The organism is bacterium (assembly GCA_023228325.1).
Lineage (GTDB): Bacteria > Auribacterota > UBA6266 > UBA6266 > UBA6266 > UBA6266.
In genome coordinates this window covers 1,637,896-1,651,258 of the sequence record JALOBK010000001.1, presented here as the reverse complement: position 1 = coordinate 1,651,258, position 13,363 = coordinate 1,637,896, and the positions used below count along the sequence as shown (strand labels likewise).

The 13,363-nt window shown below is 40.9% G+C and carries 15 protein-coding genes; all 15 read right to left on the bottom strand.

Translation table 11 applies throughout. The features are described from left to right. Nucleotides 1-2 precede the first annotated feature (2 nt). On the bottom strand, nucleotides 3-1,271 hold the full coding sequence (locus M0R36_07880; protein ID MCK9555719.1) for a glutamate-5-semialdehyde dehydrogenase: 1,269 nt from the start codon (nucleotides 1,269-1,271) through the stop codon (nucleotides 3-5). A gap of 1 nt (nucleotide 1,272) precedes the next feature. Then, nucleotides 1,273-2,409 (bottom strand): glutamate 5-kinase, encoded by a 1,137-nt coding sequence (proB, locus tag M0R36_07875; protein ID MCK9555718.1) that lies wholly within the window; start codon nucleotides 2,407-2,409, stop codon nucleotides 1,273-1,275. Further along, complete coding sequence (gene obgE, locus M0R36_07870) at nucleotides 2,406-3,425, bottom strand: GTPase ObgE (GenBank protein ID MCK9555717.1); 1,020 nt, start codon at nucleotides 3,423-3,425, stop codon at nucleotides 2,406-2,408. The genes proB and obgE overlap by 4 nt, the downstream gene beginning before the upstream one ends. 83 nt (nucleotides 3,426-3,508) lie before the next feature. Then, nucleotides 3,509-3,757: a 50S ribosomal protein L27 gene (rpmA, locus tag M0R36_07865; protein MCK9555716.1), complete on the bottom strand. Its 249-nt coding sequence runs from the start codon at nucleotides 3,755-3,757 to the stop codon at nucleotides 3,509-3,511. A gap of 18 nt (nucleotides 3,758-3,775) precedes the next feature. Further along, nucleotides 3,776-4,090: a 50S ribosomal protein L21 gene (rplU, locus tag M0R36_07860; protein ID MCK9555715.1), complete on the bottom strand. Its 315-nt coding sequence runs from the start codon at nucleotides 4,088-4,090 to the stop codon at nucleotides 3,776-3,778. A gap of 259 nt (nucleotides 4,091-4,349) precedes the next feature. Further along, nucleotides 4,350-4,961 (bottom strand): PEP-CTERM sorting domain-containing protein, encoded by a 612-nt coding sequence (locus M0R36_07855; GenBank protein MCK9555714.1) that lies wholly within the window; start codon nucleotides 4,959-4,961, stop codon nucleotides 4,350-4,352. 183 nt (nucleotides 4,962-5,144) lie between these two features. Next, nucleotides 5,145-6,665, bottom strand: coding sequence for an Rne/Rng family ribonuclease (locus M0R36_07850; GenBank protein ID MCK9555713.1), 1,521 nt, complete (start codon nucleotides 6,663-6,665; stop codon nucleotides 5,145-5,147). Beyond that, nucleotides 6,640-7,314, bottom strand: a complete 675-nt coding sequence (locus M0R36_07845) for a TIGR03936 family radical SAM-associated protein (protein ID MCK9555712.1) — start codon at nucleotides 7,312-7,314, stop codon at nucleotides 6,640-6,642. Before M0R36_07845 ends, M0R36_07850 begins: the two co-directional genes overlap by 26 nt. A gap of 78 nt (nucleotides 7,315-7,392) precedes the next feature. Further along, nucleotides 7,393-7,593: a hypothetical protein gene (locus tag M0R36_07840; protein MCK9555711.1), complete on the bottom strand. Its 201-nt coding sequence runs from the start codon at nucleotides 7,591-7,593 to the stop codon at nucleotides 7,393-7,395. 48 nt (nucleotides 7,594-7,641) lie between these two features. Continuing rightward, nucleotides 7,642-9,405, bottom strand: coding sequence for a TIGR03960 family B12-binding radical SAM protein (locus M0R36_07835; protein MCK9555710.1), 1,764 nt, complete (start codon nucleotides 9,403-9,405; stop codon nucleotides 7,642-7,644). Beyond that, nucleotides 9,406-9,948 carry an RnfABCDGE type electron transport complex subunit G gene (locus M0R36_07830; GenBank protein MCK9555709.1) on the bottom strand — a complete coding sequence of 181 codons (543 nt, stop codon included), beginning with the start codon at nucleotides 9,946-9,948 and terminating at the stop codon, nucleotides 9,406-9,408. Nucleotides 9,949-10,064: 116 nt separating this feature from the next. Next, nucleotides 10,065-10,469, bottom strand: coding sequence for a hypothetical protein (locus M0R36_07825; GenBank protein ID MCK9555708.1), 405 nt, complete (start codon nucleotides 10,467-10,469; stop codon nucleotides 10,065-10,067). Nucleotides 10,470-10,607: 138 nt separating this feature from the next. Further along, nucleotides 10,608-11,996 (bottom strand): glucose-6-phosphate isomerase, encoded by a 1,389-nt coding sequence (locus M0R36_07820; GenBank protein MCK9555707.1) that lies wholly within the window; start codon nucleotides 11,994-11,996, stop codon nucleotides 10,608-10,610. Between the two features lie 21 nt (nucleotides 11,997-12,017). Further along, the gene (locus tag M0R36_07815) at nucleotides 12,018-12,806 is read right to left on the bottom strand and encodes an SAM-dependent chlorinase/fluorinase (GenBank protein ID MCK9555706.1); all 789 of its coding nucleotides are present in this window, start codon (nucleotides 12,804-12,806) and stop codon (nucleotides 12,018-12,020) included. Between the two features lie 86 nt (nucleotides 12,807-12,892). Next, the gene (locus tag M0R36_07810) at nucleotides 12,893-13,291 is read right to left on the bottom strand and encodes a hypothetical protein (GenBank protein ID MCK9555705.1); all 399 of its coding nucleotides are present in this window, start codon (nucleotides 13,289-13,291) and stop codon (nucleotides 12,893-12,895) included. Between the last annotated feature and the right edge of the window lie 72 nt (nucleotides 13,292-13,363).

Here is a 13,363-nt window from a genome sequence, read left to right as displayed (position 1 = left end):
CACTAATCTCGAATCTGGCCATCACCTTTAATCACATATTTGTAAGTATTGAGTTCTTCAAGACCCATGGGACCCCTGGCGTGAATCTTGTCGGTGCTGATACCTATTTCAGCGCCCATCCCAAACTGTCCTCCGTCCGTAAACCTTGTAGACGCATTCAAATATACAGCGGCAGAATCCACCATGTTCAAGAATTTCAAAGCGGACGCCTGATTCTCGGTAATAATGGCATCTGAATGCATGGAGCCGTATTTGTTGATATGTTCTACGGCTTCATCAACTCCGTCCACGATTTTAACTGACAAAATCAAATCCAGGTATTCCTCATACCAGTCATCTTCAGCGGCCTGTTTAATCCCTTTCAATATTTTCACTGTCCGGGGACAACCCCTGAGTTCTACTTTTTCTTTCTTCAGCATATCCGCCGCCAAAGGAAGGAATTTCTCCGATATGGCATTATCAACAAGCAGTGTTTCCATGGCATTGCAAACACCGGGTCTCTGGCATTTCGCGTTCCTGATAATCTTCAGGGCTTTATCTAAATCCGCGTCTTTATCGACAAACACATGGCAAACGCCTTTATAATGTTTGATAATCGGTATTGTTGACATTTCAGTTACCGCTTTTATCAGGCTTTCCCCGCCTCTCGGAATAACCAGATCGATCAGTGAATTTAATTTCAGCATTTCAGCGACAGCGCTTCTTTCCGTTGTTTCCACAAATTGAATAATATTCTCAGGGCCTCCGCAACCGGCTATAGCCTTTCTCATGCAGGCAGCGATGGATTTATTGGACTGAAAAGCTTCCCTGCCGCCTTTTAATATTACCGCATTCCCGGCTTTAATGCACAGGCCGGCCGAATCAGAGGTAACATTGGGACGGGATTCATATATAATAGCGATAACACCTATTGGAACACTGATTTTAAAAATCTGCATCCCGTTCGGCCTCGTTTTTTTATTTAATACTCTTCCCACCGGATCATCCAACGCCGCGACTTCCTCTAATCCGCCCGCCATCTGCTCTATTCTTTTCCCATCCAGCAGGAGCCTGTCGATCAATGCTCCCGATAAACCTTCTTTTTCCGCTTCTTTAATGTCTTTTTTATTGGCTTCCGATATAATCTCTTTGTTTTTTCTTATGGAAACAGCAATGTTCTTCAACAGGTTATTTTTATGGTCCGCGCTCATTAAGGCAAGTTTTCTTGAAGAATCTTTTGCCTGTTCAGCCAGCTGTTTCACATATTCCTTTATTTTTCCGGAACCCTGCATTTTATTTTCCCCGTGTTTCGCCGTATATAACCATATTATTCCGGTGGACTACCTCATCAAGCACTTTTCCGCTTAAAACAGCTTTGATTTGGGATGTTTTTAACCCGGTTATCTTTTTTATATTGCCGGAAGAATAATTTATCTGCCCTTTTCCTATATCATTTCCCTTCTCATCCCTTAAAATTATAATATCCCCGGCCGAAAAATCACCCTTCGCTGATATAATACCGGAGGCAAGAAGGCTCTTTCCCTTCTCCCTTAATGCGAGAACCGCGCCGGCATCTATAACCAGGAACCCGGACGAACGTTTAAAATGAGCTATCCAGCGTTTCTTCCCCTTCATTTTGTGCCGCAACGGCAGAAATAGAGTTCCTGCATCTTTACCGGAAAGGATATCTGAAATAATATTTTCTCTTTTTCCATTAGCTATAACCGCAAACTCTCCCGCAGTCACAACCATCCTGGCGGCCTGAATCTTTGAATACATCCCCCCGGTTGAAAGGGATGACCCTTTTTTGCCGCAAATCCTCTCTATCCCCGCGTCTATGCTGTTTACAATACTGATACACTTTGCGTTCTTTTCCACTTTGGGGTCTTTATCCATCAAGCCGTCGGTATCTGTCAATAATATAAGCAATTCACTTCCCGTCATCTGGGCAACCAGCGCAGAAAGCCTGTCATTATCGCCGAACTTGATTTCCTCAACGGAAACCGTATCATTCTCGTTGATGATAGGCACCGCTTTTTTTTCGATAAGCGTTAATAAAGTGTTTTTTGCGTTCAACTGGCGTTTTCTGTCGGATAAACCGTCATCGGTCAATAATACCTGCGCCGCAACAATCCCTTTTTCGGCAAAAGCATCTTCATAATATCTCATTAACTGTGTCTGGCCCACCGCGGCCGCCGCCTGTTTCTGTCTGAGTGTCAACTCCTTACTGCCAAATTCTAATTTCCATCTTCCCGCCGCTATGGCGCCCGAGCTTATAATCATGACATTGACGCCTTTTTCTCTTATTGCGCAAACCTGGCGCGCAATCGAAGATATAATGTTCTTCTGTATCCTGCCGCATGAATCCGTCAGGACATTGGTCCCGATTTTAAGCGTCACATTTTTAACGTTTTCCAGATACTTTCTCATATGTTTTTATTTTCTATTAAATCACCGACTTGTTCAACAAGTTTTTCCAGGTTAATCCTTTGTTTCGCGGAAACGGAGATAACCGATTCTTTCTTAACTCCCGCCGCTTTTATAAATTCATCGATTTCCTTTTCATTTTCGATCAGATCCACTTTGTTTAGAACTATCAAAAACGGTTTTTGAATCAGTTCTTTTTTATGGTATTTCAACTCTTCATATAAAATCGTATATTCATCCGACGGTTTTCTGTCTTCAAACGGCTTCAGATTAATAACATACAGTATTGCTCTGGTTCTTTCAATATGTCTTAAAAAATCATGTCCGAGTCCGGCATTTTTGTGAGCTCCCTGAATAAGACCCGGAATATCCGCTACCGTAAAACTTTTATCATTATTCACATAAACAACACCTAAATTCGGCACAAGTGTAGTAAAAGGATAATCCGCAATTTTAGGCCTTGCCGACGAAATTGCCGCTATCAGCGTCGATTTCCCCGCATTAGGAAAACCCACAAGCCCTATATCAGCAACTATCTTAAGCTCAAGTAATAATTTGATATTCTCACCGGGTTTGCCCTTTTCGGCATATCTCGGCGCCTGCTCTGTGGCTGTCTTAAAACAGGCATTTCCCCGGCCGCCCCGGCCGCCCTTAGCGGCAATATAAGCCTGGCCGTCATTAACCAAATCGCAAAGTATGATCCCTGTTTCAGGATCTTTGACAACTGTCCCTATTGGAACCCTGCTTATAATATTTTTTCCGTCTTCACCCGTCATCATTTTGCCTTTGCCGTTTTCTCCCCCCTTAGCTTTCAATTGGGGGTTATAATAAAAATCCAGAAGCGTGTAAGGATTCTTATCCGCAATTAAAACAACATTGCCGCCGTTTCCGCCGTCACCGCCGTTAGGACCGCCCCTGGGGACATATTTTTCCCTGCGAAAACTCATACACCCGTTTCCGCCGTCACCCCCGCAGGCAACTATTTCAATCCTGTCAATAAATGATTTTGGTTTTACCATAAATACATCCCTGAAAATAAAAATAACACGGATGAACTATATTGCCGGTCACCCGTGTTATTCAAAGTTTTTCATTTTAAAAATTATTTACTGCTCGAAGGTAATACACTCACAATTCTTTTGTTAAAATGCACTACACCGTCAACCCTGGCAAATAATGTATCGTCGCTTCCGCGTCCAACATTGACTCCGGGCTTGAATTTTGTCCCTCTTTGGCGCAGGATAATATTCCCGCACTTTATCTGTTGCCCGCCATACATTTTTACGCCCAGACGCTTAGATATGCTGTCGCGCCCGTTCCTGGTGCTTCCCATTCCCTTTTTATGCGCCATATGAAAAATCCTCCGTTACTATTTCGCGGAAATCTCAGAAATTTTAACACTAAGGCACTTTTGCCTGTGTCCCACTTTTCTTTTTGAATCTTTCCTTCTCCGGTAGAAAAAAGCAATCAGTTTTCGGCCTTTTTTCTCAGCTAAAATTTCACCGGTAACTTTAGCATCCTTTACCAGAGGCGTCCCGACTTTCACATCATTTTTATCAGCAACAAGAAGAATCTTTTCAAAATCAACTTTTTCCCCTGCTTTCTTCCCGATAAGCTCGATATCAATGATGTCGCCTTCTTCAACTTTATACTGCTTGCTTCCAGTCTCAATTACCGCGTACATTTTATGAACCTCCGAATAACTCTTTATATAATAGAATACAGGTTGGAAAGTATATATTCTTAACATAACTTGTGTCAAGCCAAAAATTTACTTATTCCGGCGAATTTTACACCGTAAAAACAAAGGGCGCATTAACCGCTCTCCAACAGGGGATCATGTTTAATTATACAGCTACATATAATCCGCGGCATCTTCACATAAAAAACCCGGCTGACTTTAAATGGGGGGGTAATAACTAAAAAAGCCAGCCGGGTTTACATTAAACTTTATTTTTTCTCGCAACAAAAAACAGCCCCAGGATTCCTCCCGCAAGCAACGCTATGCTGGACGGTTCAGGAACTGTTCCCGCTGTTACATCATCTATATAGAAAGAAGGGTCTTCGCCTAAAAACCCCTGAACTTCAAGACCTATCTGCCTGATATCGCTCAGGTTTGACGCTCCGCTCAGGTCCCAGTTTATTGTCTGCCATGTATTATTATTTTCAAGTTCAAACTCCTGTCCTGCCCAGAAATCCCAGTTATTACCGGACCTTACAGTTAATTTCGCTTTTACATAATACGCGTTGGAAGGAATGAATATATTCATCGAATATGCCGCATTGCCGGCCAGATCCAATGCTTCATCCTGGTCTCTCCTGATATGAATTTTAGCCCAGTCACTTGCATCCACATCCACAGTACCGGTGTCCAGCCGAAGATTCTGATCTGCATTCCATACCAAAGCAGGTACTCCGTAACCCCATGGTTCTGCTGCCCAACCCTCCGTATCGCTTTCAAAACCGTAATATACACCTGTTGCCGCTTCAACTACGGTTTGGGAAGAAAGCAATAAACAAAAGATGCTTATTGAAAGCAAAACAACTCTCTTCATTTTTACCTCCCTTAATTTGTATGTAAATATACCCGAGTATACTCTGTTATTGTAAATTTACTATACAAGTTTAAAACAATCGATTATTTAAGAACGATATTGAATATATCTGTGTATACTATTTATGGTCTAAACTATAGCCCCTTAATCAAAATTTGTCAAGGGGCTATCTTTAAAAAATTTTTACAGGCGCTTTAAATCTATTTCTTTGCCGTTGGGATCATAGTAAATTACTTCCTCAAAATTTTTATTATAATCCCCTGTTATCTCGATTTTGACACTGAACTTTCTCTCAAGCACCTTCAGGTCGCGATAATGCTCAAGTTTTTTTGCAATTTCAGGGTTGCATAAAATCTTTAATTTCTGGTTTTTGGATTTCCCCAATATCCTGCGCGTATTCCTCAGTATTTCAAGGCTTATGGTTATGGAATTTTTTATAACACCCTTGCCGGAGCAGCATTTGCATGTTTCATACATATCCTCTATCCAGCTTTCTTTCACCCTCTGCCTTGTCATCTCCACAAGGCCGAGAGGTGAAATCGCCGATATAGATGTTTTGGCTCTGTCCTTTTTCAGAAACTCTTCAAGCTTCCTTAAAACAGCTTTCTGGTTCCTCCTGCTCTTCATATCAATGAAATCAATTATAATGATTCCGCCGATATTTCTCAGTTTAAGCTGTAAAGCAACTTCCTCGGCGGCTTCCATATTAGTCCTGTGAACAGTATCTTCAAGGCTTTTGCTTCCGATGTGTTTCGAAGTATTAACATCTATTGTCGTCAATGCCTCCGTACGGTCTATTACAATCGAACCTCCGCACTTCAGCCATACCTTTCTGCTTAAGGCTTTATTAATTTCAGATTCAATTCCAAACCTGTCAAACATCGGCTCCCGTCCATCATAGAACTTAACCTTGGACCTGGCTTCCGGATAAATAATACTTACAAATCTTTTAACGACCCTGAACTCCCTCTTGTCATCAACAAGGATTTCATCTATATCATCCGCCATTACATCTCTTAATGTCTTAAGGACTATATCCAGTTCCTTATGCAGGCAGGAAGGGGTCCGGCTGATTATATTTCTTCTCCTTATTCTTTTCCATTCCCCCAGCAGGTAGTTAAGGTCTCTTTTGAACTTTTTTGTCTCCTCGCCGCCGCCCACCGTCCTTATGATAATTCCCATTCCCTTTGGAATTTTAAGTTCGGAAAGGACTTTCCGCAGCCTTGTTCTTTCCTCCCTGTTGCTGATTTTTCTGGATATTCCGGATTTTGCCGAATTCGGCATAAGAACAAGATAGCGTCCGGGAAGGCTTATATTTGTGGTAATTCTGGCGCCTTTTGATCCGATTTGATCCTTTACAACCTGAACCAATATATCCCTGTCTTTCTTAATAAGATTCTCTATTTTCCCGGACATCTTATTCCCGTCCTGGGGAAAATGTTCGATTTCCTCATCCAGAAGTTCCTGACATGATACCTCGGAATCCAGCACATCCGAACTATGCAGAAATGCGTTTTTTTCCAATCCGATATTCACAAATGCCGCCTGCATACCGGGCATAACATTATCAACTTTTCCCTTATATACGTTCCCTACAATTTTTCTGTTATCCAACCGCTCCAGGGAAAAATCCTCAAGCGTGTTGTTTTTCAAAACAGCAATCCTTTTTTCTCCGCCTTCAACATTTATTAGTATTTTCTGCATCTTTCCGTCTCCAATCAAAATGTTTTCTGCAAAACACAAATTTTAATACATCTTTTTCAGTATAATTGAACAATTCACAAATAATAGCCCTGGGATTAACATACTTCTTGTTTTCAAGGCTTATCTTTAAAAACAATCCGGCCCTGTTATCCTCTTTGTCAAACAACTTAATTTCTTCCACCGTTTCCCTGAGGTTTATCTCCCGCCCGTTTTCCTTCCGGAAAACCCATGTTTCACCGGAATTGAATTTATCCAGGCATTCGGCAATATATTCAGGATCCCTTTCAAGTTCCACCGCATAACTGCACGAAACAGGTTCGCCAACGCTGTTTTCACGCTCCAATCCGTTAACCCGGACTATCTTCAATCCTCCGGGCAGGTTCTTATTGATTTTGCCGGGTAATAATCCCATATCCAGCCGGCTAAGAGCTTCAAAATCAAAATATTCAGAATCGCTTTCAAACCCAAGGGACAAGGCCTGGCAGAATGATACTTTCGGATGCGGATTAAACCCCCTGCTGAAGTTCAATTCATCCACTCCCAGTCTGAGCGCTCTCATAACCATCCTGGCGACATCAAGATGAGAAACAAAACGGATTAAACCCTTTTTTTCATATAACGCCCTGTAGGCATAGCAAGTATTATTCATCTTACGATATACGATCTGTTTGTGCGGGAATAAAGGCTTTATGAAGGATAATTTTCAGAAATGACGTATTATTGCTGTTCAAGCAAATTTTGAATCAGACGCAACCCGTTTTTCCAACCGGCAACGGTATTTTCCAGACAAAACAAAATTAAAATCAACATAAATAAAGTCATTTAGAAAAAATTTTCCGGCACAATTTTCATTTAATATTAATTTATTGTGCTCTATCATAATATATAAACCTTTATCCTTTAAGGCACCCAACAGATACCTTTCCATTTAAAATGATATTTTATTAAACTACAAAACCGCCTTATTGTCAATTAATTATGGACAGGCCACCCCGCAATTGCCGCAAATACCGGTCGCTCTGCAATCAGGCGTCAACTGTCCCGTGCCGGCTTTTACCCTCTCGGATAACAGATATTGCTCATTTACGCCATAATCCATGTGGCTCCATGGAAGAATATCCCCGGGCATCACAGCTGTCTTCATTTCAATTTTACATTCAGAAAAAGCCTTTTTCCATATACTATAATCAAAACGGTCAGTCCATTGGTCAAAACCCGCGCCCATTTCCACCGCTCTGACAGCAACCCGCAGCAGCTTTCTGTCGCCGCGCGCAAATAAAGATTCCAGAAAACTCATTTCGGGATTATGAAAACTGAGCTTTATTTTTTTGCTTTTCACCGCATTTCTAACCCTGCGGTGCTTAATCCTGAGAACTTCAACGCTGTTCATTTCCTCCCACTGGAACGGAGTGTGGGCTTTGGGAACAAAGTTTGAGACGGCGATATTAAGTTTTATTCCCCTGTGCCCGGCCTTCCCGGCGCAGGAAAGTATCCTCTCCGCAAGTAAACCTATCGCATCAATATCGTCATCTGTTTCAAAAGGAAGCCCCACCATAAAATAAAGCTTAACCAGTTTCCATCCTTTTTCAAAAGCATACAGGCAGGAATTGACTATTTCTTCATCCGATAAATCTTTATTTAATATTTTTCTCAGGCGCTCCGTTCCCGCTTCGGGGGCAAAAGTCAAACCGCTTTTTCTTGTCCTGCTGACCTGGTCGGCAAGATCTACGCAAAATGAATCACATCTCAGCGAAGGAAGGCTTACAGACACATTCTTTCGGGAAAATATCCGGTTAAGGCTCTCACAAAGTTCTTTAATGTTTCTGTAATCCCCCGAAGACAGCGAAAGAAGGGATATTTCTTCATAGCCGCTGTCATTAATTTTTTTTTCCGCCTCTTCAGCTATTTCAGCAATATTCTTTTCCCTTAACGGCCTGTTAATCATTCCGGGCTGGCAAAACCTGCACCCTCTGGCGCATCCTCTCATTATTTCAACAACCACCCTGTCATGGACAGTCCGTATATTCGGTATAATAATTCCGGACAAATTATCCGTAAAAACTTTGTTCTCTACATTCTTCCTGATCTTCCTGCCTTCAATCTTAAACTGAGGAACATAAGCATAACTATTCTCTTCCGATAATCTTTTTAAAGCTCTTTTCCTATCGGATAATATTAGATCCCTGTTCTTTTTAAACCACTCCAGAAACCCCAATATGGCCGTTTCCCCGTCTCCGGGAATCATAACATCAAATATATCCGCGTAAGGCTCCGGTTGAGACACACAAGATCCCCCGGCAATTATTATAGGCGCGCCCTCAACCCTGTCTTTAGAAAACAGGGGGATTCCCGCATGATTCAGCATACAAAGCACATTCGTAATACAAAGCTCATACTGCAATGAAAACCCGACAATATCAAAATCCTTAACCGGAACCTTATTTTCCAGGGAAAAAAGTCTAATATCTCTTTTTTCCATTTCAGACTGCATATCTTTCCACGGGCAATAAACTCGTTCGGCGGAAAAACCTTCCCTGTTATTGACGATACTGTATAAAATCCTGTTGCCTAAATTACTCATGCCTATTTCGTAAATATCCGGAAACGCGAGGCACAGGTTTATGTTTTCGGTATCAAACGGTTTTTCGGAGGAATTAATCTCACCGCCGATATATCTGGCGGGTTTCTCTACAAAAGGAAGGATTTCCTTTTCGACTAAATAAAAATCTGAAAATGGCATTTATTTTTGCTTTTCCCCAAGTTTTCTCCATAACTCCATAGCTGCAATAATCTCGTTCAGAACGGCTTTTGAAGAAATAGTACAGCCGGTAATGGAATCGAACTTCGCTTTACCTGATTGATATGAGTCATAATTCCAGCCTTCAAACTGGTTGATAAAATCCGGGTTTCCTATCCTTGTTCCCAACCCCGGGGTTTCAGATTGAGATAAAACTTTAACTCCGGCAACATCGCCTTTGCCATCCACACCTATCATAAGTTCAATATCGCTGGAGTAACCGTAATCAGAGCAGATAAAAACATATCCCAGAAGTTTCCCTTTTTCTCTAACAAGAAAATATTTTTCAACTATTTTGGGCAAATTGCCGGTTTTTTCCTCAAAATCGTCCGCTTCAGGAAATATTTCCCTTAGCCTTTTCTCTTCATCTGCTTTCTGCCGGGCTTCAATGGATGGCCTTGACTGTTTATAAACAACGCCAAGGCATAAACCCGCAATAAGGCATATAATTGAAAGAGTTAATGTGATTTTAATACCGTTTTTCATAATTAATATAGTTCACTAGTTTAATGGTTTAGCAGTTGAATAGTTTTTAATTTTATTTTTATTTTTATTCTTTTAACTACTGAACTGTTCAACTATCTTAACCGTTTAACTTTCTATCAGCTGCTCCATTTTTTCAGGTCTTCATCTTTCAACGGTTCCACCCTGAAAGAAAAATCCACCGTCTGCCCGCCAATATCCAATTTCAAAGAAGTGCTTAATCTGGTCAGCAGAAGCCTGTAGGGAACCTTAAGATTATGGCCTTCAAAATCTATCGCAACATTAGTATCTCCGAGAATCGATTTTGCATCGCTTACAGCCCTAACCAGATGGTCAAACATCTCCAGTTTGGAAATAAGGTCCCGGTCGAATTTATATTCATTTCCGCACTTATCACATTTCAGGACGCTGTTTTTCTTTATCTGGGGGACAAGAAAAGCAATTGAACCCTCGCAATCTTTGCTGACACATTTAAATTCTATCTTTTGGCCTTTTGTCACCTTATTCACCTCCATGATTTTCATCTAATACTATAATCCTGTTTTCTGACAGTCAAGACTTGAAAAACAGGTTATTATTTAGTTATTGAGTTATTTGTTATTAAGTTATTAAGTTTTGATTTCTACAATAATATACTTAGTAACTCAGCAACTCCCCCCTTTTTATATAATATACCTTGGATCCGGTTTCCCTATTTTCTCTATTTCCGCTTTCTTTTCCTCAAAACCTGGGCGCCCCATCAACGCATATGTCAATTTCTTCCCTTCCTCAACACCGGGCTGATTAAAAGGATCTATTTCAAGAAGATAGCCCGCAAAGGCGGTGGCAAGCTCAAGCATATATAACAACTGCCCGATTGAATTTTCAGATATTTCAGGAAGCCATATTGTCGAATTAGGGCGTTTTGCTTTTGTTAAAGCAAGCGTTGTCGCTTTCTGTTCAGCATGGAAAAGTTCGCCCATAGTATGCCCGGATAAGTAATTTATACTTTTTTTGCTTTCAAAACCGGCGGGGATTTTAATGTCTTTGGCGAATTTTTTTACTCCGACAAATACGAAATATTTATCGTTAGGGCCTTCCACATACAGTTGGACCTGCGAATGCTGGTCAGTCGCCCCAAGCGCTTTGACGGGAGTTTGCCCGACAAAAAGCGAATTCCCTTCCACAATCCTTGTTTTGCCCAGGCTCTCGGCCCAAAGCTGCCTGTACCAATCGGCAATATCTCTCAATTTTGTTGAATAAGGCATCATAACCGAAATCTTTTTATTCTTTTTAACATCGAGAATATAGTGCAGTATGGCATACATATAGGCCGGGTTCAGAAAATAATCCCGTTCCCCGCAGCGTGTTTCCATTTTCTCTGCTCCGGCAAGAAGCTCATGAATATCAATACCGGTTATCGCAGCTGACAAAAGCCCCACAGGAGAAAGCACTGAAAACCTTCCTCCGACATTTTGCGGAATATAAAAAGTTTTATATCCTTCTTCTTCTGCAATAGTCTTTAAATCCCCTTTTTCAGGATCTGTTGTCGCTATAATGTGTTCTTTGTATTTTGACCCGTACATTTTTTCCAGCATCGACTTAACAATAAGAAACTGGGACATTGTCTCGGATGTGCCTCCGGATTTTGTTATTACATTAAATACCGTTTTCTTTAAATCGATCCCTTCAAGCAAAGAACTGAATATCTCAGGATCAATATTATCCATCACAAAAAGTTTCGGAAACCCTTTTTTGCGTTTATAGGGATCCGTTAACGCCGTGTTTAAAGCTATGTTTCCAAGCGCCGACCCTCCTATACCCAAAACAACAAAGTTTTCATAGTTATCCCTTATGGATTCGGCAAACGCGCTTATTTCAGAAGCGACATCGCGGCTGAAAGGAAGTCTTACAAAACCGGGATTCCCCTCTTTCCGGATAGTCTCTATCCTTGAAATCGCTCCTGATATTTTTCCATCCATTGATTCAATATCTTCTCTGCCGAATCCATCATCCCGACCGACAATATCCGCAAGCGAATTGTTAAAATCAAACAATATGTCTTTTACCATGCTTCCTCCCGTATATATCAACTATAATTGAATTATTATATTATCATTTTTTTTCAAAGATAACATTTCCGCGGCGTTTCCGCAATTAGCGGCTATTTCAAGCATCGCGTTGCTGTTCCAATAGCAAACCAATTCCCCTTTTTTGACATCGGAGTATATTTTTCCGCAAAAAATATCCATGGATTGTATTTTAACTTTCGCGGGCAAATTTTTATTCAAAGACATAATGAAATCTTTACCGAGATTGGTAGTTATATTGCCAAAAACATCTATATTCACTGCCTTTAAATACAGTTTGTCATCCCTGTATTCCGGTTTTTTGAATTCTAATATACGTATATCCATAATTTCCGGACCGAACTCGGATATATCAACCCCGTTGCTGAGCCACGCAGACGCGGGCGCAAAGATATCTCTCCCGTGAAAAGTATCTGAAACAGGCAAGCGCATATATTCAGTATTACTGATTTCAACCGCTCTTTTAACAGTGTCTTTGGCGGCCGAAGGGTATAATAAACCGTTATCCGGCCCGATAAAAAAATAGTTGTTCGTTTGGATAATTAACTGTCTTCTTTTTCCGCCTACCGATGGATCTACTACCGCTACATGGATAGTACCGGCGGGAAAATCCGAATATACATTAAACAAGGTATACGCGCCTTCTTCTATATTCCCCGGTTCCATATTGTGAGTGATGTCCACAATACGCACTTCATCGCTTATGCTTAATATCGAACCTTTCATGGCAGCAACATAAAAATCTTTACTGCCGAAATCAGTTAAAAGCGTAATTATTCCGGTTCTTTTCATCTTTGAACTCAATCCTTATCTTATTTACATCGGACAAGGCCATAACCAGCTCATTTTACCAGAATGGTTTTATCAGGCAAGTAATATTACAGCAAAATATTACTGCGGGGAAAATTTTTAAGAACCGGAAGAAAAAGACAAGCAAGAAATGAAATGATTGTGCTGATTTCGGGGACTACATCAAAAAAAACGGTACCTGAACCTGTGTCGCCGTTATTCGGGAAAAAATAAAGGGCATTGATATTCCACCTTCCTGTTTCCACTATATCACTCCAGCCGCTGACACTAATTATTAATTCTCTTTGAGCGGATACCCTTCCTCCGTCAAAGTGTGACACGATACCGGGGCTTAACCACCAGGAGGCAAGAAAGGCTGAACCATCTCTGGGAAGACTAAGATGAATATAAGGAGTTTCTTCAATTCCAAATTCCGATTTTGGGTTCCCTGATATATCACTTGTATATAAATATTCGAAAGCAGCCATACAGGTAGAAACATATAATACAAAAAAAATAACGGCTAACGTTTTCAGAAATAGTTTCATCTCATTTGTAAT